General features: G+C 68.7%; 22 protein-coding genes. 20 read left to right on the top strand and 2 right to left on the bottom strand.

Features of this window, described 5'->3' with window-relative positions:
- The first annotated feature begins 1 nt into the window (after position 1).
- The 3 genes from HF519_RS12445 (at position 2) to HF519_RS12435 (ending at position 3,005) form a co-directional block, all read left to right on the top strand.
- Positions 2 to 409: a YciI family protein gene (locus HF519_RS12445; RefSeq protein ID WP_169413070.1), complete on the top strand. Its 408-nt coding sequence runs from the start codon at positions 2 to 4 to the stop codon at positions 407 to 409.
- The gene (locus tag HF519_RS12440; RefSeq protein ID WP_312860068.1) at positions 406 to 1,563 is read left to right on the top strand and encodes an RNA polymerase sigma factor; all 1,158 of its coding nucleotides are present in this window, start codon (positions 406 to 408) and stop codon (positions 1,561 to 1,563) included. The genes HF519_RS12445 and HF519_RS12440 overlap by 4 nt, the downstream gene beginning before the upstream one ends.
- A 158-nt stretch (positions 1,564 to 1,721) precedes the next feature.
- Positions 1,722 to 3,005, top strand: coding sequence for an IS701 family transposase (locus HF519_RS12435; RefSeq protein ID WP_312860067.1), 1,284 nt, complete (start codon positions 1,722 to 1,724; stop codon positions 3,003 to 3,005).
- 105 nt (positions 3,006 to 3,110) lie between these two features.
- Here the strand turns inward: HF519_RS12435 and HF519_RS12430 are convergent, their stop codons facing one another.
- On the bottom strand, positions 3,111 to 4,172 hold the full coding sequence (locus HF519_RS12430; protein ID WP_169413068.1) for a phosphotriesterase family protein: 1,062 nt from the start codon (positions 4,170 to 4,172) through the stop codon (positions 3,111 to 3,113).
- A gap of 984 nt (positions 4,173 to 5,156) precedes the next feature.
- On the opposite strand from HF519_RS12430, the gene HF519_RS30425 reads away from it, so the two are divergent.
- The 11 genes from HF519_RS30425 (at position 5,157) to HF519_RS12370 (ending at position 14,536) form a co-directional block, all read left to right on the top strand.
- Positions 5,157 to 5,345: a hypothetical protein gene (locus tag HF519_RS30425; protein WP_211169924.1), complete on the top strand. Its 189-nt coding sequence runs from the start codon at positions 5,157 to 5,159 to the stop codon at positions 5,343 to 5,345.
- Positions 5,346 to 5,644: 299 nt separating this feature from the next.
- Positions 5,645 to 7,084 (top strand): nicotinate phosphoribosyltransferase, encoded by a 1,440-nt coding sequence (locus HF519_RS12420; protein WP_169413067.1) that lies wholly within the window; start codon positions 5,645 to 5,647, stop codon positions 7,082 to 7,084.
- A 247-nt stretch (positions 7,085 to 7,331) separates the two neighbouring features.
- Positions 7,332 to 8,150: an aldo/keto reductase gene (locus HF519_RS12415; protein WP_169413066.1), complete on the top strand. Its 819-nt coding sequence runs from the start codon at positions 7,332 to 7,334 to the stop codon at positions 8,148 to 8,150.
- Positions 8,151 to 8,305: 155 nt separating this feature from the next.
- On the top strand, positions 8,306 to 8,962 hold the full coding sequence (locus tag HF519_RS12410) for an HAD family hydrolase (protein WP_246243325.1): 657 nt from the start codon (positions 8,306 to 8,308) through the stop codon (positions 8,960 to 8,962).
- 405 nt (positions 8,963 to 9,367) lie between these two features.
- Entirely contained in the window at positions 9,368 to 10,366 is a 999-nt protein-coding gene (locus HF519_RS12405; protein WP_246243323.1) for a LacI family DNA-binding transcriptional regulator, read from the top strand.
- A gap of 209 nt (positions 10,367 to 10,575) precedes the next feature.
- Positions 10,576 to 10,911, top strand: coding sequence for an NIPSNAP family protein (locus HF519_RS12395; protein WP_169413064.1), 336 nt, complete (start codon positions 10,576 to 10,578; stop codon positions 10,909 to 10,911).
- Entirely contained in the window at positions 10,908 to 11,909 is a 1,002-nt protein-coding gene (locus tag HF519_RS12390) for an acrylyl-CoA reductase family protein (protein ID WP_312860066.1), read from the top strand. Before HF519_RS12395 ends, HF519_RS12390 begins: the two co-directional genes overlap by 4 nt.
- Positions 11,910 to 12,181: 272 nt before the next feature.
- Positions 12,182 to 12,529, top strand: coding sequence for a cupin domain-containing protein (locus HF519_RS12385; protein ID WP_169413063.1), 348 nt, complete (start codon positions 12,182 to 12,184; stop codon positions 12,527 to 12,529).
- Between the two features lies 1 nt (position 12,530).
- On the top strand, positions 12,531 to 13,559 hold the full coding sequence (locus tag HF519_RS12380; protein ID WP_312860065.1) for a nucleoside hydrolase: 1,029 nt from the start codon (positions 12,531 to 12,533) through the stop codon (positions 13,557 to 13,559).
- Between the two features lie 272 nt (positions 13,560 to 13,831).
- The gene (locus HF519_RS12375; RefSeq protein ID WP_169413062.1) at positions 13,832 to 14,002 is read left to right on the top strand and encodes a hypothetical protein; all 171 of its coding nucleotides are present in this window, start codon (positions 13,832 to 13,834) and stop codon (positions 14,000 to 14,002) included.
- 144 nt (positions 14,003 to 14,146) lie between these two features.
- Positions 14,147 to 14,536 carry a hypothetical protein gene (locus HF519_RS12370; protein WP_169413061.1) on the top strand — a complete coding sequence of 130 codons (390 nt, stop codon included), beginning with the start codon at positions 14,147 to 14,149 and terminating at the stop codon, positions 14,534 to 14,536.
- 1,068 nt (positions 14,537 to 15,604) lie between these two features.
- Here HF519_RS12370 and HF519_RS12365 read toward each other — a convergent pair.
- Complete coding sequence (locus HF519_RS12365; protein WP_211169923.1) at positions 15,605 to 15,781, bottom strand: hypothetical protein; 177 nt, start codon at positions 15,779 to 15,781, stop codon at positions 15,605 to 15,607.
- Between the two features lie 492 nt (positions 15,782 to 16,273).
- Here HF519_RS12365 and HF519_RS12360 point away from each other — a divergent pair, with 492 nt between their 5' ends.
- The 6 genes from HF519_RS12360 (at position 16,274) to HF519_RS12335 (ending at position 23,286) form a co-directional block, all read left to right on the top strand.
- Positions 16,274 to 17,728 (top strand): nicotinate phosphoribosyltransferase, encoded by a 1,455-nt coding sequence (locus tag HF519_RS12360; protein WP_169413059.1) that lies wholly within the window; start codon positions 16,274 to 16,276, stop codon positions 17,726 to 17,728.
- Positions 17,729 to 17,807: 79 nt separating this feature from the next.
- Positions 17,808 to 18,875, top strand: coding sequence for a phosphotriesterase family protein (locus HF519_RS12355; RefSeq protein ID WP_211169922.1), 1,068 nt, complete (start codon positions 17,808 to 17,810; stop codon positions 18,873 to 18,875).
- A 39-nt stretch (positions 18,876 to 18,914) separates the two neighbouring features.
- Positions 18,915 to 19,256: a cupin domain-containing protein gene (locus HF519_RS12350; RefSeq protein ID WP_169413058.1), complete on the top strand. Its 342-nt coding sequence runs from the start codon at positions 18,915 to 18,917 to the stop codon at positions 19,254 to 19,256.
- Between the two features lie 62 nt (positions 19,257 to 19,318).
- Positions 19,319 to 20,806, top strand: coding sequence for an aldehyde dehydrogenase (locus HF519_RS12345; RefSeq protein ID WP_169413057.1), 1,488 nt, complete (start codon positions 19,319 to 19,321; stop codon positions 20,804 to 20,806).
- Between the two features lie 144 nt (positions 20,807 to 20,950).
- On the top strand, positions 20,951 to 22,408 hold the full coding sequence (locus tag HF519_RS12340; RefSeq protein WP_013674314.1) for an aldehyde dehydrogenase family protein: 1,458 nt from the start codon (positions 20,951 to 20,953) through the stop codon (positions 22,406 to 22,408).
- A gap of 95 nt (positions 22,409 to 22,503) precedes the next feature.
- Positions 22,504 to 23,286 (top strand): glutamine amidotransferase, encoded by a 783-nt coding sequence (locus HF519_RS12335; protein ID WP_214371418.1) that lies wholly within the window; start codon positions 22,504 to 22,506, stop codon positions 23,284 to 23,286.

Genomic DNA, 23,286 nt, shown 5'->3' with positions numbered 1-23,286 from the left:
GATGGCCAAGTACTTGCTGCTCAAGCACTACCGCGGCGCTCCGGCTTCGGTCAACGACGTGCCCATGGACCGGTGGACGCCGCAGGAGATCTCGGCGCACGTGCAGTACATGAACGACTTCGCGGCCCGGCTGGAGGGGACCGGCGAGTTCGTCGACGCTCAGGCGCTCGCCCCCGAGGGGACGTTCGTCCGCTACGACGGCGAGGGGCGCCCGCCGGTCACCGACGGCCCGTTCGCCGAGACCAAGGACCTCATCGCCGGCTGGATGGTGATCGACGTCGACAGCTACGAGCGCGCCCTGGAGCTGGCCGGGGAACTGTCGGCCGCCCCCGGGGCGGGCGGGAAGCCGATCCACGAATGGCTCGAGCTGCGCCCGTTCCTGGCCGCGCCGCCGACCATCGCGCAGTGACCTCTCAGGTCGACGAGGTCCTGCTCCGCAGCCTCACACCGCGCGTGCTGGCGATCCTGGTCCGCCGCGGGGCCGACTTCGCCGCGGCCGAGGACGCCGTGCAGGACGCGCTGGTCGAGGCGGTCCGCGTCTGGCCGGCCGACCCGCCGCGGGATGCGAAGGGCTGGCTGGTCACCGTGGCCTGGCGCCGGTTCCTCGACGCGGCCCGGGCGGACACCGCCCGCCGCCGGCGTGAGGACCACCTCGACGCGGAACCGGCGCCCGGGCCCGCGCCCGCGGTGGACGACACGCTCCTGCTCTACTTCCTGTGCGCCCACCCGTCGCTGACGCCGTCGTCCGCGGTCGCGCTCACCCTGCGCGCCGTCGGCGGGCTGACCACCCGCCAGATCGCCCGGGCCTACCTGGTGCCCGAGGCGACCATGGCGCAGCGCATCAGCCGGGCCAAGCGCACCGTGGCCGGCGTGCGGTTGGACCGGCCCGGCGACGTCGCCACCGTGCTGCGCGTCCTCTACCTGGTCTTCAACGAGGGCTACTCCGGCGACGTCGACCTCGCCGCCGAGGCCATCCGGCTCACCCGGCAGCTCGCGGCCGTGATCGACCACCCCGAGGTGGCGGGGCTGCTCGCCCTCATGCTGCTCCACCACGCCCGCCGCGCCACCCGGACCGCGCCCGACGGCAGTCTGGTGCCGCTGGCCGAGCAGGACCGCGGCCGATGGGACACCGAGTCGATCACCGAGGGCGTCGCGATCCTGCAGGCGGCCCTCGCCCGTGACCGGCTGGGCGAGTTCCAGGCCCAGGCCGCCATCGCGGCACTGCACGCCGACGCGCCCACCGCCGAGCAGACCGACTGGGTGCAGATCGTCGAGTGGTACGACGAGCTCGCGCGCCTGACCGACAGCCCGGTCGTCCGGCTCAACCGCGCGGTGGCCGTCGGTGAGGCCGACGGACCGCGCGCCGGGCTGGCGGCGCTCGCGGCGCTGGACGACTCACTGCCCCGCCACGCGGCGGTCACGGCGTACCTCCACGAGCGCGCCGGCGACCTGGCGACGGCGGCACGGCTGTACACCGAGGCGGCCCACAAGGCCCCCAACCTCGCCGAGCGCGACCACCTGACCCGCCAGGCCGCCCGGCTCAACACCCGCCGACGCCACTGACCCGACACCCCCGGACCCCCGCGTACGGGACCCCTGACGGGGGTCTGTCCTGGACCGATTACCCGGCCAAGGCTGCGTGACAAGCCACTGACCTAGTAGGGCTTTGTTAGGTGTGTCGTTCCCACTGATCCGGCGCTGCCTGTGATCTCGTTCGGGTCGTGACTCCGGAGGAGATGGCGCAGGTCCGCCCGCGGCTGGAGGCGTTCGCGGCCGGGATGCTCGGTGGTCTGGCCCGGTCGGATCAGCGAGCCAAGGGCGAGCTGTATGTGCGCGGGTTGTTGCTGGACGGCAAACGCAAGTCGATGCAGCCGATGGCCGACCGCCTCGGTGTCGATCATCAGCAGCTGCAGCAGTTCGTCACGTCCTCGACCTGGGACTACGTCGAGGTTCGGGGTCGGCTGGCGCGGTGGGCGGGCGAGTTCATCGACCCACGCGCGTTCGTCATCGACGACACCGGTTTCCCGAAGGACGGCGTGGACTCGCCCGGGGTGGCGCGGATGTACTCCGGGTCGCTGGGCAAGGTCGGGAACTGCCAGGTCGGGGTCAGCGTGCACGCGGTCACCGACTGGGCCTCCGCCGCGATCGACTGGCGGCTGTACCTGCCGCGCTCCTGGGACGACCTCGCGATCGATCACACCGACGACCCCGAGGCCGCGGGCGAGATCCGAGCACGTCGCGCCCGCAGCAAGATCCCGAATGAGGTGCGGCACCGGGAGAAGTGGCGTCAAGCCCTGGACATGCTCGACGAGATCACCGGTGATGAGCAGGCGGGCGCCTGGGGCCTGGACCCGCGGCCCGTGGTCGCGGATGCCGGCTACGGCGACTGCACCGAGTTCCGCCTCGCACTCGAGCGACGCGGCATGCCTTACGTCCTGGCGGTCAAGGCCACGACCAGCGTCCATTCCGCCGATGTCGAGCCAGTGACCCCGCCCTACACCGGTCGCGGCAGACCACCGGTCCCGCGCTACCCCGACGCCCCATCCACCCTCGCCGCGCTCGCCCTCGCCGCGGGCCGGCGCGCGCTGCGCCGGGTCACCTGGCGCCACGGCACCCGCAAGACTGCCGGGAACCCGACCGCGGCGATGACCTCCCGCTTCCTCGCCCTGCGAGTCCGCCCGGCCAACCGCGATATCCCCCGAGCCACCGACGGCACCCTGCCCGAGTGCTGGCTGATCGCCGAATGGCCGCCCGGCAAGGCCGAGCCCACCGACTACTGGCTCTCCACCCTGCCCACCGACACCCCACTACGAGAGCTGGTCCGGCTCGCGAAGATCCGCTGGCGCATCGAGCACGACTACCGCGAACTCAAAGACGGCCTCGGCCTCGACCACTTCGAAGGCCGTAGCTACCTCGGCTGGCACCGCCACGTCACCCTCACCGCCCTGGCCCAGGCGTTCTGCACATCCCTGCGCTACGACCCAAAAGCCCCTGCGCCGGCCTGACCCTCTACGCCGTCCTCCGCGAACTCCAGACCCTCCTCGGCCTCTGGACCGGCGCCTGCCACACCTGCAAACGCCCCTACCCAGACCCGACCTAACAAAGCCCTACTAGGTGCGCGAGGCCGTAAATAGGCGTCCGGGGTTCGCGGTCATCAGCTCTGCCGCCACGTCGGGCGTCACTCCATGACGTTCCAGGCGAGGCAAGAAAAGCTTTGGGATGTAGCCGAATCCGTTCCCGCCATTGCGGGTCAACATGCTCTTGGCGGCCACATCGTGGCTCAATAGTATTTGTTCGGAGTACCCGTCCCGAATGAGGCCGGCGACCGCGGCTGCGGTCTGTTCAGGGGCGGGAGACTGACCTTCCCCAGGGTAATAGAACGGCATCCCGATCATGTCGAACTCGAGCCAGACGCCATGATCGGCAACGGCGCGCTGGTACTCCACGTCATGGCCAGACGGATCCATGTGGCACATGACGACCGCCGCAGGGGTAACTCCCTCCTCGCCCAGCACGATGTCGAGTACCTCGAAGGCTCGACGTTGCCAGCCCGGCAGGTGGATCATGAGCGGAACTCCGAGCTGGCGTTGGGCACGAGATGCAGCGCGCAGCCGGAGCTTCTCCGCGTCAGTGAAGTCAGGCGAGACCCCGATCTCCCCGATGACTCCGGGCGCAAGTCCCGTGTCGCCGACGCCGTCGGTGAACTCGGCCAGGAGCTCCTCGGTGAGCTGGTCGGCGCTGGCGGAGGCGGTCCTGCTGTCGTGAAACCCGTGGACATACCAGCCGGAGCCCATCACGACGTTGATTCCTGACCTGTCGGAGATCTCTCTGAGCGCTAAAGGGTCCCGCCCGAAGTCTCCGTTTGTGCAATCAATGACTGTCCGTCCGCCTGCCTCGCTGAAGTTCCCGAGTTCGGCGGCTGTGGCGAGCGGGTCGTCCTGGCACCCGTTGTCGAAGCAGCAGAACGGACGGTCGGCAAGTAGCCAGTTCATCGACGGACCCACGGGGGTGCCATACAGCTTGCGTTCAGCGGCGCCCTCGGGCGGCGTGAACCGCTTCGTGAAGTCGAAGATGAGGTGCTCGTGGGTCAAGGTCATACCCAGCGCGTCAACCGATACGGGGCCTCGAACCGTGTTCACCTGCACGGCCTGGCCGGCTACCGCTGAAGCCATCTGGGTTCTCCTTTGTGTCGGGATCGGGCCGGGCGCCGGCCCGGACTGGATGCCGCGCCATCGTCGATCCGGGGGAGCTTGTGCCGTACGTGTCGCTGACGCCTGGGCGGTGCGGCCGTTGCCCACTACCGTCCCGCGGCGGCCTGCGTCCGCCTGACCGTGCCGTCAACCTCCAGGTCTGCGCATGTGAACACCTGCAGCTAGGGCTACGCGCGGTTCGGCCGCGGCGCACGGCCGGGGTTCGCGAACCCACAGCCCGCGGCTGGCAACGCCGAGCTGTGTGCTCGTCAGACGCCCGCCGCCGGCGCCCGACCGGTTCAGGACTGAGCTGTCGATCACGGCGTCTCCGGTGGTGGGGGAGGGCTATAGGTTCGGCATCTAACACGATGGAAACGTTCTGAGTCTTGCTGTGATGCAGCCTACGTCGCTATCGTCACCCCGCAGTGCCCGACGCTACGGAGGTAAATCTGTGTCCGAGGAGTAGAAACGATTCCCGCCGCTCGCTTGCCGGGCGGCTTCGGGACGGGACCACAGAACGCGACATCGCCTCGACCACTCGCTCTAGACCGCGGTCGGCGAGCACTCGGCTGTTCAAGCCCGGGGCGCAGTGGAGATCGACATGCGGACGGCGTCCGCCGTCTGGGTCAGACGGCGACATGTCATTCGGCGTGCCAGCACTCGCTGCCCTGGACGGAGAGGACGACCACATGGCTACCTCCCTCGGGGAGCTTGCTCCCCTCGAAGGCGTCAAGCGCCGGCCCTTCGTGGAAGGGCTCTGCGGCTTGGGCTCGCGTCTGCCCTTCCAAACGGGGCGATCAATGTCTCGCCGGCGTTGTTCGTCGTAGACGAGACCGTCTACGTGCCTCTCGAGCCGACCCTTGGTGATCCGGGACGGAGCACGACCCCTGACGCCCGCCACATGGAGGTCATCGATGCGGGTGGCCGGGTGTCCGCGGTGATCGACGAAGGGACGAGATTTCCAACGTGCGTGCGGTCCAGCTCGAAGGGACAGCCCATCAGGTTGACGATCCGGAGCTCGTCGAGCAGCTCCCGGATCTGGTGGCTGAAAAGTACTTCCACGTCGGTCACCCGCACCTCGAGTACTACTTCAGTGCGGGTGCGGTAGCGGCGCGGCGTTGGTACCGGATCATCTCCGAGCGCGTCGATGGTTGAGATGTGCGTGAGCTGCCTCAGCCTCCGATCCAGGAACGCCTTCGCTTCCCTGACCACGTGGTGAACGGAACCTGATTCCTTCATCGAGGCCGGCCTGCTCGGATCGAGCGACCGCCTCCATGGCCCCGACGACCACAGGGGTGGGCCGCTTACCACCAGTTGAGCGGCTTACCACCATCCGCTTCATGACCACCGGAGGCGGCGCGGGCGGGGTGAGTCAACGAGCACAGTCCTCGGCTTGGTCCGGTTCGCCGCTGACCAGGCCCCCTACCTGCAGGCATACGATCAGGAGAGTTGACATGGGCGAATCGTCCCTGTGGCGCAACATCATCGTGAACGTCGATAGTTACAAGAACGCCCACTACGGGATGTACCCCGACGGCACCGAGTACGTCTCCAGCTACGTCGAATCACGTGGCGGCCGCTTCCCCGCGACACTGTTCGTCGGGCTCCAGGCCTTCCTGCGCGAGTACCTCACTCGGCAGATCACCATCGACGACATCAACGAGGCCGAGGCCGTGCACCGGCCGATGGGCATTCCGTTCAACCGACAGATCTGGGTCGACCTGGTCAACGACCACGACGGCTACCTCCCGATCGAGATCGAGGCGGTCCCGGAGGGCACCGTTGTCCCGACCGGCAACGTCCTGGTGCAGCTGATCAACACCGATCCGCGTTATCCGTGGATCACCAGCTTCGTCGAGACCGCCCTGCTCCGGGCCGTCTGGTACCCGACCACCGTCGGCACCCTGAGCTGGACGGCCAAGCAGCTGGTGAAGGGGTTCCTGGAGCGCACCTCCGATCACCCCGAGGCAATCCGCATGTACCTGCACGACTACGGCAACCGCGGCGTCAGCTCGCTGGAGTCGGCCGGTCTCGGCGGAATGGCGCACCTGGTCAACTTCGACCAGACCGACACGGTTCCCGCGTACATCGCCGCCCGGCAGTGGTACAACGCGGCAGCCCCGAACGGCAGCGCCGTCTTCCAGGAGCATGCCAACGTGGCGGCCGCCGGCCGGGACGGCGAGGCGGACACGTTCCGCAGGCTTCTGAAGTTCCCCGGGGTCGTCGTGGCCGGCCTTCTGGTCGACACGTTCGACCACGACCGGGCGGTCAAGGAGATCCTCGGCAAGGAGATGCACGACGAGATCAGCCAGTTCCAGGGCCTCGTCGCGGTGCGGTGCGACTCGGGCCATACGGTCAAGGTGCCGGTCGACACCGTCGAGTCGCTGATGGACAGCTTCGGGTACGAGACCAACGGCAAGGGGTTCAAGGTCCTGCCCCCGAACATCCGGGTGATCCAGGGCGACGGGCTCACCCTCGACACCTACGCCGCGCTCTACGCCGAACTGGAGGCGCGGGGCCTGGCCGCGGACAACGTGCTCTGCGGGATGGGTGGCGGCCTGCTGCAGCAGGTCAACCGGGACACGCTCAACTTCGGGTTCAAGGCCAGCGCTATGCGCATCAACGGCGAGTGGCGAGAGACCGTGAAGGCCCCGACCGGCAGCGCGATGAAGCGGTCGAAGGGGGGCCGGCTCGCCCTCCGCTACGCCGACGGCACGTACTCCACCGTCCGCCGCGACTCCATCCCGGCGGAGGAGAACCAGCTCGTGCCGGTCTTCCGCGACGGCAAGATTCTGCGCGAGTGGGACTTCACCGAGCTCATCGAGCGGAGCGAGCGGCCGACTCCGGAGAGCTACTACTCGGGCGTCGTACAGGGGGTCGCCGGCGTGCACTGAGGCCGGCCCCTGCGGGACCGACCCGTGCTCCCCTGGGTCGGTCCCGCCCCCGTGCGACCCAGCCCGCCCACCAGGTGCGCGGCCGACCGCTCCATCACGGTCCCGCGCGCCGGGGCGTGCCCGGGGATGGCCGGGTCGGTAGAGCTGCGAGCGACCTCCGACTCCCATTCGGACGAAGACCCGCGGAGGACGTTGTCGTGGTTGCGATGTTCTCGGTTAAGGAAGCTACGATATTGGACCGTCTGATATGACCCTGAATACAGTTCGGCTGGCCGGAGCGGATGTTCCACCGATCGGCCAGGGCACCTGGCGTATGGGTGCGGACCGCTCGGCTGAGATCACCGCCTTGCGGACCGGTATCGACCTCGGGATGACCGTGATCGACACGGCCGAGCTCTACGCCGACGGGGCCGCAGAAGAGGTCGTCGGTCAGGCGGTGCGCGGCCGTCGCGACGAGGTCTTTCTGGTCAGCAAGGTGCTCCCGCAGAATGCGACCACCGAGGGCACGGTCGCCGCATGCCATGCGAGCCTCACGCGCCTGGGGACCGATCGGCTGGATCTCTACCTGCTGCACTGGCGCCGGGAGGTTCCCCTCGTGGAAACGGTGGCCGGGCTCGAGAAGCTGCGCGAGGAGGGTTCGATCCGGGCCTGGGGGGTCAGCAACTTCGACCTGCACGACCTGGAGGACTTGCCGGAGGGCGCCGTCCCCGCCTGCAATCAGATCCTCTACAACCTCACCCGTCGCGGTCCGGAGGCGAATCTGTTCCCCTGGTGTGAGCGCGTGGGCGCCGCGATCATGGCCTACTCGCCCATCGAGAAGGGCGCGTTGCTCGATCATCCCGACCTCCGCCGCGTGGCGGCGGAGCGTGGAGCCACCTCGGCGCAGGTCGCGCTGGCCTGGTCGATCCGTAGCGGGGGCGTCGTCGCCGTTCCGAAGGCCGTCCGGCTCGCCCATGTCAAGGAGAACGCGGCAGCACTGGACCTCGAGCTCACCGACGAGGAACTCGAGGTCCTGGATCGCGCCTTCCCGGCGCCGGGTGTCGTCCCCCTCGAGACGTTGTCCTGATCCGGAAGGGTCTTCGTTCCCACGGCCCCGACGTTCGGTGATTCGTCCCTACCGAGTGACGCCTGGCCCGATAACCCTTGTACGCGTCCCGCGGGCATCGTCCCGTGTGGCCTTCCCTGAAAAGAGAGCTCATGCCGCAGAGCCCAGGTGCCGACATGTCGGACCATGGTCGACGTCTGCATGTCTTCGACATGGACGGAACCCTCCTCCGAGGTGCCGCAACGATCGAGCTAGCCCGACACTTCGGGAAGCTCACCGTCGGTCAGGACATCGAGTCTCGGTGGCTCGCCGGCTCCATCTCGGACCGAGCATTCTGGGAGATTCTGCTCGATATTTGCGCCGAGGCGACCGAAGCTGATCTCGACGCTGCGTTCGAGGGCGCCTGCTGGATGACAGGCGTCGCCGACGTGTTCACCGATATCCGCGCCCGAGGTGAGATCGCGATCGTCATCACGCAGTCCCCGGCCTTCTTTGCCCGCAGGCTGCAGCGTTGGGGCGCACATGAGACCTACGGCTCGGATGTCGAGGTCGGCCGGCCGCTGCCGGATGGGGCCACCCTGTCACCGGAGGCGAAGGTCAAGATCACCCAGGATGCTCTGACCCGACATCACCTGACGGCGCAGGCGTGTGTCGCCTACGGCGACTCGTCGTCGGATCTCGACCTGTTCGCCTGGCTGCCGCGCGCCGTCGGGGTGAACCCGAGCCCGGCCGTCGCCCAGCTGGCGTCGGCAAACTACGTCGGCACCGACCTGAGAGAGGCATATTCGATCGGCCGTCGCCTGCTGTCGCTCACTTGCGTCGACACCCCCTGACCAGGATCACTCAGCCGGCCGTCTCCACACCGGACAGAATCGTTTATGGTTGCCTGTGGAGAGCCAGAGAAAGGCAGAGTGGCTGATGAGTAGCGCAGGCCCGCCGGCTGGCCCCGGCGTTCGATACTCACTGATCGAGGCCGCAGGCCATAGGGCAGGTGCTGGGTCGACACGGGCCGGTCGGGGAGGACCACGAACCCGGGAGTCGAGCCCGGCCCGGCCGCCCGGCGACACGGCAACCCGCCGGAGTCGGACATAATGATCAGCTGGGAAGCCTCGAGAGATCGCCACAGTCGAACCCGTCCCCCCTACCCAAAGGGCCGATTCGTATGAGTGCGCGCACGTGACATGGTGCCGGAGGGCGTGGTCATGACGCGGTCCGACCGTGCGCGTAAGCGGCCCACCATGAAGGATGTCGCCCAGCATGCGGGTGTGTCGGTGAGCACGGTCAGCTACGTGCTCAACGACTCGGGTCCAGTTGCGCCCGAGCGGCGCAGTCGGGTGCTCGATGCGGTTCGAGTCCTGGAGTACACGCCGAACGAGTCCGCCCGCAACCTCAAGCTGCGCAGCACCTCGACGATCGGGATGGTGGTGCCGGAGCTGACCAATCCGTTCTTCGCGATGGTCGCCGAAGGCGTACAGAAGGTGGCGTCAGAGCGCAACGTACTCGTCGTGCTGGTCGTGCCCGATGCGACGCAACAGCCCGAGGAGAAGCAGGCGGAGCTCCTGCGGAGCCAGCGGATCGACGGCGTCGTCTACTTGTCGGGGACCGGGTCGATGCCGGCGTCGCTCTACCGGCTGGCTCGCTCCGGCCCCGTCGTGCTGGTCGATGAGCAGCTCTCCGGTATGGATCTGCCTGCGGTGGTCTGCGACTCCCGGAAGGGAGCTCGCGAGGTTGCCGCGCACGCCCTGGAGCAGGGGCACCGGCGGGTGGCCGTGATTGGCGGTCCACCGTCGCTCTGGACGTCCCAGCAGCGGCTCGCGGGCTACCGAGAGGCGTTTGCGGGAGCAGGACTCGACCCAGATTCGGTGCCGGTCTTCCCCGGCGACTACCGACAGGCCACGGGCGAGAAACTTGCGGCGAAAGCGCTGGCGTCCCGCCCACGGCCGACGGTACTGCTCTGCACGAACGACCTCATGGCGATCGGCGCCATGGAGTACTGCAGACGAGTCGGTCTGCGGGTCCCCGAGGACGTGAGCATCGTCGGGTTCGACGATCTCCCCGTCTCCGCGCTGCTCACGCCCAGGCTGACCACCGTTCGCCAGCCCGCGCACGAGATGGGGTCCCGCGCGGCGTCGGCACTGTTCGATCTGCTCGAGAACGACGAGTCCGAAGCACTCGGTGTGCTGCCGGCGACCGTGCAGCTGCGCGAATCGGTGTGCCCTCCGGCGGAGGGAACATGACTGCCCGGGTGCTCGTCGTCGGCGCGGTCAATGTCGACGTCGTCGTCTCGACCGACGAACTTCCCGGGCCGGGACAGAGCCGTCGTCGGCGCCGGCGCGGAGCGCTACGGCGGTGGCACGGGAACGAACGCGGCGGTCGCTGCCGCACGTGCCGGTGCGAGTTCCGGTGGCGGTCGAATCACAGTGCAATCGATAGAGAAGGATAGAGAATGCTGTACGAGGTCCGAGAGTACGTCGCCACGCCCGGCCGCCTTGAGGCGCTCATCACGAGATTCAAGGAGCACACATTCCGCCTGTTCGACAAACACCAGATGGACCTCGTTCAGATCGGCGTCACCTCGGTGGGCGATCACTCGTTCAACGAGGTCGTCTACACGCTCCGGTTCGCAGATGCCGCAGACATGGAGCGCAAGTGGGGCGAGTTCATCCGTGACCCGGAGTGGATCGCCGTGTTTCGCGCGAGCGAGGCGGAGGGCCCATTGGTGCAGTCGATGAGGCGGCGACTGGTCGACGCGAGTGCGTTCGGTGATCTGGATAAGAAGTGAGCAGCAGTGATGGGCGCGAGTTCCTAGCGGTACGGATCCATCCGGTCGGCGACTCGACCCGGGTCTCGGTCGACAAGCTGACCGACGACGACCTGCCCTGGGGTGATGTCGAGGTCGACGTCTCCTACTCGGATCTCAATTTCAAGGATGGAAAGGTGATGGAGGCGGGCTCGCCTATCCCGCAGCACCTTCCCATCGTTCCCGGTATCGACTTCGTGGGAACGGTGACCCATTCTTCGAATCCGCTGTTCGCGGTCGGCGATGAGGTGGTCGCGAATGGCTTCGGTCTCGGGACCGATCGTGACGGGGGGCTGACGCAGCGGACACGCGTTCCGGGGGCCTTCCTGCGGGCACTACCTTCGCGGCTCGATCAGCGGCGCGCCGCCGCGATCGGGACTGCGGGGTACACCGCCGGGCTGGCCGTCGAGGCGATCCTCGAGGCTGGTGTGAGGCCCTCGAACGGGCCGGTTCTGGTCACCGGCGCGGGTGGCGGTGTCGGAACGATCGCCATCGCCGTGCTGGCCCAGGCCGGCTTCGATGTCGTGGCCTCCACCGGACGGGCAGACCAGCTGCGGGATTCGCTGCTCCGGCTGGGGGCGCGCGAGATCATCGGCCGACTGCCGGCCGAGGCCGGCGACGGGTTGGCGACTCCCACTTGGAGCGCGGTGCTCGACTCCGTCGGCAGTACGACCCTCGCCTCGGCTCTGGCCGCCACCCGCTACGGAGGCGTGGTCGCCGCGGTCGGTCTCGCACAAGGGATCGATCTCCCGTCGACGGTGCTGCCGTTCATCCTGCGAGGGATCTCGTTGGTCGGTATCGACTCCGTCTACGCCTCCGAGTACCGACGGCGGCGAGCATGGGACCGGCTGGCGAACGTGGACCACGAGCTGCTCGACTCGATCACTTCGGTCGTGGGGCTCGAGGACGCGGCGAGCGTGTCGCAGGATGTCGTGGCAGGCCGGGTACACGGGCGTGTCGTCGTCGATGTCCACAAGTGAGCGACAAGGCGTCGCACGAGGGCGACTCGCGGCGTACGAGTACCCCCGGCGGAGCCACATCCTCGACGACGTCCCGGAGACCGCGACCGGCAAGATCAAGCGCGGCGCCCTGCGCTCCGGGGAAGCCTCGACCGACGCATCGGTCAGCCCGTAGCAGAACTGGGCGAAGCCACCCGCGATGAGCCATGAGCCTGGGTCGGTGGTCCCGGCCCCGGATGGGCGTTCGGGACTGCACCAAAGAAGTGCGAATACCGCGAAAGGAAGTACATAGAATGACGCAGCATCTCGGAAACGTGTTCCGCTACCAGCTCCAGCCTGAAGGGTACGAATCACTGGAGGACCCCAGCGTCACGGTGCCGACCGGTACTTACCATATCGGCACTGTCGAGGGGGCGGAGATCGGCGTGTGGGAGGCGGAGCCAGGACTCATCAGGGGCGTGACCGACGACGAGGTCTTCGTGGTCCTGGAAGGACGTGCCGAGGTCACGTTCGACGACACAAAGGAAACGATCCAGATCGGGCCCGGCGACGTCGTCCGCCTCAATAAGGGCCAGCGTAATACGTGGCGGACCATCGAGCGGCTTCGGAAGGTGTCCATCTGGTCAGAGTCGGGCTCATGACGTGGTCATCCCGCTGCGAGCGCCGGCCGGCGCCCCCGGCCTGGTCGGCCCCGATGCGAGAGGCGGACAGCAGATGCCCCGGCGAGTGATCCTGGACGTCGATACCGGCAACGACGACGCAGTCGCGCTCACGATGGCCGCCCTGCACCCGGATATCGAACTGGTCGGGTGCACGACGGTGGTCGGGAACCTGACGCTGGATCAAGCCACCGACAACACGCTGCGTGTCCTGCACGCGATCGGCAAGAGCGAGGTCGAGGTCCACGCCGGCCTGGCCCGCCGCTTCGCACCGAGTCCTTACCCGTCCGCACCCAACCCGGCGGAAGGAATGTTCCACCAGGACACGCTGCCGGTCGGGGTGGCGGGGCTCACACCACACAGCTGGCGTGGCGTGGAATGGCTGATCGAAACGTTGCGCCGCGCGACTGATCCGATCACCCTGATCCAGGTCGCCCCGCTGACCAACCTCGCAGCCGCGTTGACGGTGGCACCCGACATCCTCGACTCGGTCGACGAGGTCATCCTCATGGGCGGCGCATGGAAGAAGTCCGGAAACCGGACACCGGCAGCGGAGTTCAACATCCACGCCGACCCCGTGGCGGCCGATGTCGTCTTTAGAGCCGGCATCGAGCGCCTCACCGTCGCGCCTCTCGACGCTACGCACGAGGTGCTCGTGAGTCGTGACGACCTGCGGCGCTACCAAGAGCTTCAGACCAGCGCCGCTCAACTCGTCTCGGCTGTCACGGAGTACTACATCCACAGCTACCAGGTAACCGAACCTTACGGTATAGGGGCTCTTCTTTCTGCCCCTCTCCACGACGCGCTCTGCGTTGCTTACGCTATTGACCCGGCCGTTCTCGAGCTGACGGAGGTCATAGTCGACGTCGAAACGGTGAGCCCCCAGAATTACGGTCGGACAACCATTGATTACCTGCACGAGGGCAGCGGAACGGTGGGTAACGCACGTTTCGCTGTTCATGCCGACAGTGAGCGATTTCACCGAATTCTCGACGACTGCCTGAAACAGTGAGCCCTCATTATTGCGCCATGAGCGGGCGGAGGACGAGTCATCGATCCATACGTGCGGACTCGCGCTAACCGAGTGTGGCGCCTAGCTCGGCCAGGACCGACGAAGTCGGCGTGATCGAGTCAAGGTCTGGGTGTCATGCGGCGAAGCGGGCCTGCTGGGTGAAGTGGTCGAGGCGTGCTGGTAGCTGCGGGCGGCGGCGCGCAGGGCGCTGGGTGCGGGTGGGTCGGGGTCGGGTCGGTGAGCTGGACCGGCCCGGGCTCGGGGAGGCGGGTGTGGATGTCGGTGATCAGTTCGGCGTGGGCCGGCCCGGTGTCGGTGACCCGGTAGCGGTGGCTGCCGGGGCCCGCGATGAGGCCGTGGGTGCGAAGTCGGCGCAGGTCGTAGCCGACCTGCCCGGCCGATGGCCCGGTGGGGGCGAGGCCGAGCAGCTCGGCGAGCGGTGATCACTCAGGCGCAGTCCGGCGATGCGGTGCCCGTCGCGGGTGCGGATCGGCTGGTGGACGGCGGTGAAGGCCTCGGCGGCGCGGATCGGGTTATGGCTGAGCCGTTGGACGCCGAGCTGGCGCCGGTGGGCGGAGGGGCCGCACGTGAGTGCGGAACCGGCCCGGGGTGTGCTGGCGGCGGCCGCGGTGGATGCGCCGGTCGAAGACCGGGCCGACCTGGTCGGGGCGTCCGACGTTGAGGCTGTCCCGGATGACCTGCTCGAGGAACACCCGGCCACAGATGGGCCGATCCAGTACCTGGGTCAGGGAGAACTCCGCCTGCAGCACCGGAAGGTCATAGCGGTGGCCGGCAGCCCGGTGCGCGCCGGTGAACGGGTGCGGCAGGCGCGCCGGCCACGTGCGCAGCAGCGTGTCGATCTGCTTGGCCCCGAGCCGATCGCAGATCGCTTGCACCGCCTCCGCGTCGGCGCAGGGGGCGAAGCCGTTGTGCAGGGCGGTGAACCCCAGGCCCGCCTTCGCCGCCTGGCGTTGTAGGGGAAGGCCGCCTGGCGTTGTAGGGGAAGTAGGAGCAGAACTTGACGAAGAACGTGCCGAAGTCTGCGCCGGCGGCGTAGACGTAGAAGTGGTTGACCCACCCCGGTCGTCGTGACGATCCACGGACAGGCGCCGGCGAAGCCGCCCGTGCCGTCGGCGTGCACCGCGCGCCTCGCCGTCACCCGCGCCACCGAACACGGACGCGAGGCGAAAAGGGGGGCCCACGAGCGGCCATCGTCGGCTGATCCCGCTGTCGGCAACGAGACCCGCCGCCTCCTCGCCGCGCTCGTCCTCGCCCCGCAAGCCCGCGTCGACCACGTCATGCACCGTCGACCTGGCGACGCGAACGCCAGCAGCAGGCCCGCGACAGCCATGACCGGCGCCGCGTCGAACGACCACCGGACTGATCACACCGCTGTTGCGGTATCGGGTGCCGCTCGAGCGGCTCAACCTCGCCGAGCGCGAACCCAACGACACAGCCCTCGGTCCGCAGCTCGTCGTGCGCGGAACGACAGCACCGCCTCCCGCCCCAGCGGGCTGGGTCCGACATCGCGCTCGGCGGTTGTGCGCGTCGGCAATGGGGCCGGGCTGTGGCACACAAGGTGGTTGAGGCCGCGTCGAGGCACGGCTTTGATCGGGGCGTCCGCTTCGTCCGGGTCGCTGTCATCGAGGTTCCTCTCTCCGCGCGGGCGCGACTCCCGGACGAAGGATTTGCCCGTGCCCGTTGCTTGACCTGTCAGGGCGGGGTAACCTACGGTACCCAGAATCTTAGAATCGTTTCTAATCAATGCCTGGCCGACAGAAGCCGTACACCCGCTTCATGGTCGCCTTGAGTGCAGTTTTCGGCGGTGGAAGGGAGGTAAAGGTGAAGTCGGATCGTTTCTTCGCCCCGCTGGCGAGTGGATCGCGCCGTTGAGCTCGGCCCCCTGGACGTGCTCGACCCGTCGACCGCGAAGCCGATCGGGACGGTCGCACTCGGCGACCACCGCGGACGTCGATCGCGTAGCCTCCTTCGCCCTCCGCCCTCGCTCCGCAGCGGGCGCTGCCGGAGTTCGTCGGGTGGTCGCACTACGCCGTCCTGTAGACCTCGATACCGTCCTGAGCGGCACGCGTGCAGGCCTCGGTGAAACGGGTCGGAGGCAGCGCGACGTGACGCAGTCCGACCGCAGGCGCGAGCCGCCGACTATGAAGGACGTGGCCCAGCATGCCCCGGGTGTCGGCGAGCACGGTGTCCTGTGCGCTCAACGACTCCGGACCGGTCACGCCGGCGCGCGCAACCGGGTGCCGGACGCCGTCCAGGTGCTGGAGTACTCGCCCAACGAGTCCGCGCGTCCTGGACGGGGCGAGCTGTGCCCACTGAAGAATCGAGTCCATCCCACCCTCTCGGTCGTCGCGTGGCTGGTGGGTGGCTCGGCGGCCCGGGTCCCCGGCCAGTGCTGGTCGCGGGTAGGTCCGACAGCACCGCGCGACGGGCGGTCGCCGGGTTACCCGAAAGGCCGTCCGGTGTCGCGGCGTGCCGGAATCGCCCCAGGTCAGCTATATGCGGCCAGAGTGGAAACGTTACGATCGTGTTACTCCGGTTGCGACCCCTAGCTTCGACGGGCTCGGTGAGCCAGGCTCTCCGGGGTGTGAACGGGGCGTCCGATCTGAGCGACGCTCACGGCCGGCCGGTGCGAAACCGGCCCAAAAACGCGCACGAAGTCCTCCAGTAGAAACGACTCTCACGAAGGCGGATCGATGGGCTATCTCGACAACCTGATCCTCGACGTAGACAACTACAAGCACTGCCACTACCCGCTGTACCCGAAGGGCACGGAGTACGTGTCCAGCTACATCGAGTCCCGCGGCGGGCTGTTCCCGGTGACGATGTTCGTCGGTCTCCAGGTCTACCTGCGCGAGAGGCTGATGAAGCCGATCACGCTCGAGGACATCGACGAGGCCGAGTTCGTGGCACGCGAGCAGGGCATGCACTTCAACCGCGAGAACTGGATGGGCATCCTCAACGACCACGGCGGCTACCTGCCCGTCGAGATCGAGGCGGTCCCCGAGGGCACCGTGCTCCCGGCACGGAACGTGCTCGTCCAGGTGATCAACACCGACCCGAAGTACTACTGGGCCACCAGCTTCTTCGAGACCGCGCTGCTGCGCGCGGTCTGGTACCCGTGCACCATCGGTACGGTCAGCTGGCTGTCCAAGATGGTCATCAAGGAGGCGCTGGACCGCACCGCCGACTCGTCGGCCGGGCTGCGGAACATGCTGCACGACTACGGCGCCCGCGGCGTCAGCTCCCAGCAGTCCGCCGCACTGGGCGGTCTGGCGCACCTGGTCAACTTCGACCAGTCCGACACGGTGCCGGGCATCCTTGCCGCGAAGCGCTTCTACAACGCGGGAAAGGTCTCGAACTCCGGCCCGAACTCCGAGCACGCCGGGTTCTGCGCCTGGGGCCGCGACGGCGAGGCCGCGGCGATGCGCAACATGCTGGAGACCATGGCTCCCGAGGGCTGCGCGCTGCTGCTCACCGACACCTACGACCACGAGAACTGCGTCAAGAACATCATCGGCGGCGAGCTCAAGGAGCAGATCCAGAACTTCCCGGGCCTCGTCGGGATCCGTCCCGACTCGGGCGACATCGTCCAGGTCACCGCCGACACCACCGGCTGGCTGATGGACATCTTCGGCTACACCGTGAACTCCAAGGGCTTCAAGGTGCTGCCCCCGTTCGTCCGGGTGGTGCAGGGCGACGGGGTGAACTACCACTCGCTGCCGCAGGTCTACATGGAGCTCGAGCGCCGCGGGTTCTCCGCCGAGAACGCCGTGTTCGGCATGGGCGGCGGGTTGCTGCAGCACTGGAACCGCGACACGATGAACTTCGGCCAGAAGGCGTCCGCGGTCTGCGTCGACGGCGAGTGGCGGGACATCGCCAAGTCGCCGACGGGCGCCTCGTTCAAGGTGTCGAAGAAGGGCCGGCTCGCGCTCAAGCACGAGAACGGCGAGTACACGACGGTGCTGAAGGGCTCGATCCCCGAGTCGGAGAACGTGCTGCAGCCGGTCTTCCGTAACGGCAAGCTGCTCAAGAAGTGGGACTTCACCGAGCTGATCGCGAACAGCGAGAAGGAGGTCCCCGAGTCCTACTACATCGACCACGTCGGTCAGATGCGCACCGTCTCCTCGGAGATGGCCGTCTCGGCCTGACATCGTCCACCCGGTGCCCCCGCCCGCACCTTCCCGGGCGGGGGCACCGGGACCCCATGCGAACGAAGAGGTTGACCCGATGGATGACCCGACCGTGCTGGTCACTACTGTGCGCGGCCCGGTTCCGGTGGACGCCCTCGGGATGACGCTCACCCACGAGCACCTGCTCAGCGACTGGTCCGGTCGCCGCCGCGCCGAACCCGAGGACCCGGCGGAGCGCGCGGTGTTCCACGCCCCGGTGGGCCCGTCGATGCAGTGGCTGCTGCGGGAGGACCCCCGCTGCTGCCTGGACAACACCCGGCAGGACGACCCGGACGCCACGGTCGCGGAGCTGGCGAACTTCGTCGAGGCGGGGGGCCGCACCGTCGTCGACTGCACGAACGGGGACGTGGGTCGTTCCCCCGCCGCGCTCCGGGACATCGCAGACCGGACCGGGCTCAACGTCGTCATGGGCTCTGGCTGGTACGTGCACATCTTCCATTCCGCCCGCCGCGCCGAGACCACCGTGGACGACCTGGTGGCGGAGATCCTCGCCGAGTTCGCGGACGGTGTCGGGGACACGGGCATCCGGCCCGGGATCATCGGCGAGATCGGGGTCTCCCCGCAGTTCACCGAGGCCGAACGGACGCACCTGCGTGCGGCCGCCCGCGCCCAGCGGGAGCTCGGCGTCCCGCTGTTCGTCCACCTGCCGGGCTGGCAGCGGCGCGCCCACGAAGTCCTCGACATCGTGCTCGAGGAGGAGGGGGCCCGCCCCGAGTCCGTCGTCCTGTGCCACATGGACCCCTCCGGGGAGGACCGGGACTACCAGCGGGCGGTCGCTGAGCGCGGCGTCTGGCTGGAGTTCGACATGATCGGCATGCCGTTCTTCTACCCGGGCGAGGGGCAGTGTCCGGCGCCGGAGCAGACCGCGGCCGCCGTCGCCGCCCTGGTCCGAGCGGGCTATGCCGAGCGGCTCCTGCTCAGCCACGACATGGCGTCGAAGGCGATGTGGACCCGCAACGGCGGCAACGGCTTCGGCTACGTGCCTCGTTACTTCCTGCCCCGGCTGGAACGCCACGGCGTCCCGGGCGAGGTGACCGCGAGCCTGCTCACCGCCAACCCCCGGCGCCTGTTCACGGCGGCCCGCGGCGCGCACGCCGACCACTGACCTCTCGGAACGAGAGCCTGTACATCTGTGAGGAGAACTGTGAGCCAGCTTCTGGGAAACGCCTTCTCGGCCGAGCTCGACTGGAAGCCGAAGACGCCGACATTGCGCACCGGCGCCCGCAACCTGGGCGGCCTCACCGCGGACACTGCCGTGGACGTCTGGGGAGCCGAGGTCGGGGAGTACGAGGGCGTCACGGCCGACGAGATCTTTGTGGTGCTCGAGGGTAAGGCGGAGGTCACCTTCCACCGCACCGGAGAGACGATCATGATCGGGCCGGGCGACGTCGTCCGCCTGTTCGCCGGGGACACGGACACCTGGCGGACGATCGAGACCATCCGCAAGGTGTCGTTCTACGTCCCCCCGACCGAGTCCGGATCCTGACCCGTACCCCGCACCTGACGGCGTCCACGACGGGCACCGACGGAGAAGGAAAGAGATAGCGAGTGGACATCACGACCGCCGGGGCTGTACCCCTCCACCGGCCGGACGAGTTCTACATCGGTGGCCGATGGGTCGCCCCGACGTCCTCGGACACGATCGACGTCGTCGACTCCGCCACCGAGCAGGTGTACTTCAGCGTCGCGGAGGCGCGGAACGCCGACATCGCCGCCGCGGTCGGTGCGGCACGGGCGGCGTTCGACGACGGCCCCTGGCCGCGCATGACGCACGGGCAGCGCGCCGAGTACCTCCGGGCGATCAGCTCCGCGGTCGAGGACCGCGTCGAGGACGTCGCGCAGATCTGGCCGCGAGAGTCGGGGATCCTCGCCGGCGCGGCACGCGCGGTGATGGGGGAGGTCACCGGCGCGTACTCCTACTACGCCGAGCTCGCGGCGTCGTTCCCCTTCGAGGAGCCCGCCACCCCGTCCGGCGGTGGCGGATACGGGATGATCGTGCGGGAGCCGGTCGGCGTCGTGGGCGCGATCATCCCGTGGAACGTGCCGATGACGCTGATCGCCTACAAGCTCGCCCCCGCCCTGCTGGCCGGCTGCACCGTGGTCCTCAAGGCCTCCCCCGAGGCGCCGGGCGCAGCGCTGATCATGGCCGAGATCGCTGAGCAGGTCGGGCTGCCCGCGGGCGTGCTGAACGTGGTCACCGCCGATCGTGAGGTCTCCGAGACCCTCGTCCGAGACCCTCGGGTGGACAAGATCACGTTCACCGGATCGACCGCCGCGGGCAAGGCCATCGCCGGCATCATGACCGAGCGGGTCGGCCGTTTCACGCTCGAGCTCGGCGGCAAGTCCGCGGCCGTAGTCCTGGACGATGCCGACATCGCCGAGGCCGCCCGGGTCCTGGCCGGGGCGGAGTGTTTCCTCACCGGCCAGATCTGCGGCTCCCTGACCCGGATCATCGTGCCCCGCCATCGGCATGACGAGATGGTGGAGGGTCTCGCCGAAGCGTTCTCGCAGGTGAGGGTCGGGGACCCCTTCGATCCGGCCGTGCAGATGGGTCCGCTGGCCACGGAACGGCAGCGGGAACGCGTCGAGGGTTACGTCGAGATCGGGCTCAGCGAGGGAGCGAAGCTCGCGGCCGGAGGTGGACGACCGGCCGGCCTCGACCGCGGATGGTTCGTCCAACCGACCGTCTTCGGGAACGTGGACAACTCGTGGCGGATCGCGCAGGAGGAGATCTTCGGTCCCGTGCTGACGGTGATTCCTGCGAAGGACGAGCAGGATGCCATCCGCATCGCCAACGACTCCATCTACGGCCTCAACGCCTCGGTGTTCACCCGAGACGTGGACAAGGCGCTGGCGGTCGGGCGGCAGCTCCGGGCGGGCACCGTCGGCCACAACGACAACCGCGCAGACTTCGGCATCGGCTTCGGCGGGTTCAAACAGTCCGGCATCGGCCGTGAAGGCGGCGTCGCAGGGCTGCTGCCCTACCTGGAGAACAAGACGATGGTCCTCGAGGAGAAGCCGGGTGGCAGCGCGTAGCGCACCCGCAGAGTCCTCGTCCCGCCCCCTCCCACGCTTGATCGGAAGCCCCGTGAACGACGTCTTCGTCCGCTTCAGCCGACCACAGGACACCACCGCCCTCGCCGCCCTCGCCAGCACCCGTGACGCCGGGTGGGCGGCACCATGACCGGCACCACGACCGTCCGGCGGGCGGGGGCCTGGATCGCCGGGCAGCCGGTGTCCGGTTCCGCAACGTTGCCGGTCCGGGACCCCTGGACGGACGAGCTCGTGGCCGAGGTCGCCCTCGCCGACCCCGAGCACGTGGAGCAGGCGCTGCAGCTGGCCCACGAGGCGGCCGGCAGCCTGCTCGCGGTTCCCGCCCACCGCCGCGCGGACGCTCTCCGACAGGCGGCCACGGGTCTGCTCGAGCGCATGGACGAGGTCGCCGCCACGATCACCAGGGAGAGCGGCAAGCCGATCACATGGTCGCGAGCCGAGGTGCAGCGCGCCGCCCTGACCTTCCGGTGGGGGGCGGAGGAGGCGGTGCGGTGGTCGGGTGAGCTCCAGCGACTGGACAGCGAGCCGGGCGGAGACGGGCGCCTGGCCCTGCAGCGCCGGTTCCCCCGGGGTCCGGTCCTGGGCATCACACCCTTCAACTTCCCGGTGAACCTGGCCGCCCACAAGATCGCGCCCGCCCTGGCGGTGGGCGCGCCCATCGTGCTCAAACCCGCGCCGAAGACGCCGCTCAGCGCCCTGTTGCTGGGCGAGATCCTGACCGACTGCGGGCTACCGGCGGGCGCGTTCTCGGTGCTCACGGTCGACGACGAGGTCGCTGCCGGTCTCGTCGCCGACCCGCGGATGCCCGTGGTGTCCTTCACCGGGTCCGGACCGGTCGGCTGGGCCATCCGGAACGCGGTGCCCCGCAAGCACGTCACTCTGGAGCTCGGCGGCAACGCCGGGGTGCTGATCTGTCCGGACTGGAGTTCGGATGCCGACCTGCGGCAGGCGGCCCGGCGGATCGCGACCGGCGCAAACGCCCAGGGCGGCCAGTCCTGCATCTCGGTGCAGCGCGTCCTCGTCGACAGGACGGTGTACGAACGGTTCCTGCCGGTGCTGGTGGAGGAGGTCGAGCAGCTCGTCGTGGGTGACCCCTGGTCGCCGGCGACCACCGTCGGGCCGTTGATCAACCGAGCAGCTGCACAGCGGATCGGGGAGTGGGTCACCGCCGCCGTCGCGGGCGGGGCCCGGGTTCTGACCGGCGGGACGGTCACCGACGCGCTGGTCTCTCCCACCGTGCTGGTCGACGCCCCGGCCGACGCGCAGGTCTGCCAGGACGAGGCGTTCGGTCCGGTGCTCACCGTCGCGGCGGTGGACGGCGTGGACGAGGGCCTGCGGGCACTGGACGACTCGCGCTTCGGCCTGCAGGCCGGGATCTTCACCCACGACATCCAGACGGCGTTCCGCGCACATCGGGAGCTGGAGGTCGGAGGCGTCATCGTCGGCGACATCCCGACCTTCCGGGCCGAGCAGATGCCGTACGGAGGGGTCAAGGAGTCCGGTATCGGACGCGAAGGAGTGCGGGCCGCGATGGAGGACTACACCGAATCGCGGCTGCTCGTGCTCTCGGGAGTGAGCTTATGAGGCGGCCACCGGCCGACGCGTGACCCGCTGAGGCGGACGTCATCAGCCCGCAACAAGAATCGTTTAAGTCAACTCCAAGCCGAGAGGAGGGGCAGGTGCCCGACACCCTGAGCACGCCCCCGCTGCGCGTCCTGGTCGCAGGTGAGTCCTGGATCAAGCACACGATCCACATGAAGGGTTTCGACCAGTTCCACAACACCGAGTACGAGGAGGGCGCGGGGGTCTTCCTGGACTGCGTGCGGGCGGCGGGTCACGAGCTGACCTACGTGCGCGGTCATGAGATCTCCTCGTTGTTCCCCAGGACGGCGGAGGCGCTGGATGCGTTCGACGTCGTGGTCATCTCCGACATCGGGTCGAACTCGTTCCTGTTGCCGGATGAGACGTTCCTGCGTTCGGAGAAGTCGCCGAACAAGCTCGGTCTGGTCGCGGACTACGTGGGCCGTGGCGGTGGGCTGGTGATGATCGGGGGGTACCTGTCGTTCACCGGGATCGACGGCAAGGCGCGCTACGGGATGAGCCCGCTGGCCGACGTGCTGCCGGTGGAGCTGATGCCCACCGACGACCGGGTCGAGATCTCCGACGGGCTGAAGGTCGACGTGTGCGACCCGGCCCACCCGGTGCTGGGCGGCACGCCGGCCGAGTGGCCGATGCTGCTGGGCTACAACCGGACCTTCCCCAAGCAGGGCTCCACCGTGGTCGCGCGCAGCGGTGACGACCCGCTGCTGGTGGTGGGGGAGTACGGCCGGGGCCGCTCGGTGGCCTTCACCTCCGACCTCGCCCCGCACTGGGCCCCGCCGGAGTTCGTGGAGTGGGAGCACTACGCGGCACTGTGGATGTCGATCCTGTCCTGGGCCGCAGGCGCTCCCCGAGGTCAGTGA

Source organism: Pseudonocardia bannensis, from assembly GCF_012911875.1.
GTDB classification, from domain to species: Bacteria; Actinomycetota; Actinomycetes; order Mycobacteriales; family Pseudonocardiaceae; genus Pseudonocardia; species Pseudonocardia bannensis.
Note: the sequence above shows the minus strand (reverse complement) of the source record. Positions and strands in the feature narration are given on the sequence as shown.

Excerpts from the sequence above, each read along its gene's own strand:
- HF519_RS12445 (WP_169413070.1), top strand. The coding sequence starts at position 2 with ATGGCCAAGTACTTGCTGCTCAAGCACTACCGCGGCGCTCCGGCTTCG.
- HF519_RS12430 (WP_169413068.1), bottom strand. The coding sequence starts at position 4,172 with ATGGCTTCAGCGGTAGCCGGCCAGGCCGTGCAGGTGAACACGGTTCGA.
- HF519_RS12420 (WP_169413067.1), top strand. The coding sequence starts at position 5,645 with ATGGGCGAATCGTCCCTGTGGCGCAACATCATCGTGAACGTCGATAGT.
- HF519_RS12415 (WP_169413066.1), top strand. The coding sequence starts at position 7,332 with ATGACCCTGAATACAGTTCGGCTGGCCGGAGCGGATGTTCCACCGATC.
- HF519_RS12410 (WP_246243325.1), top strand. The coding sequence starts at position 8,306 with ATGTCGGACCATGGTCGACGTCTGCATGTCTTCGACATGGACGGAACC.
- HF519_RS12405 (WP_246243323.1), top strand. The coding sequence starts at position 9,368 with ATGAAGGATGTCGCCCAGCATGCGGGTGTGTCGGTGAGCACGGTCAGC.
- HF519_RS12395 (WP_169413064.1), top strand. The coding sequence starts at position 10,576 with ATGCTGTACGAGGTCCGAGAGTACGTCGCCACGCCCGGCCGCCTTGAG.
- HF519_RS12385 (WP_169413063.1), top strand. The coding sequence starts at position 12,182 with ATGACGCAGCATCTCGGAAACGTGTTCCGCTACCAGCTCCAGCCTGAA.
- HF519_RS12360 (WP_169413059.1), top strand. The coding sequence starts at position 16,274 with ATGGGCTATCTCGACAACCTGATCCTCGACGTAGACAACTACAAGCAC.
- HF519_RS12355 (WP_211169922.1), top strand. The coding sequence starts at position 17,808 with ATGGATGACCCGACCGTGCTGGTCACTACTGTGCGCGGCCCGGTTCCG.
- HF519_RS12340 (WP_013674314.1), top strand. The coding sequence starts at position 20,951 with ATGACCGGCACCACGACCGTCCGGCGGGCGGGGGCCTGGATCGCCGGG.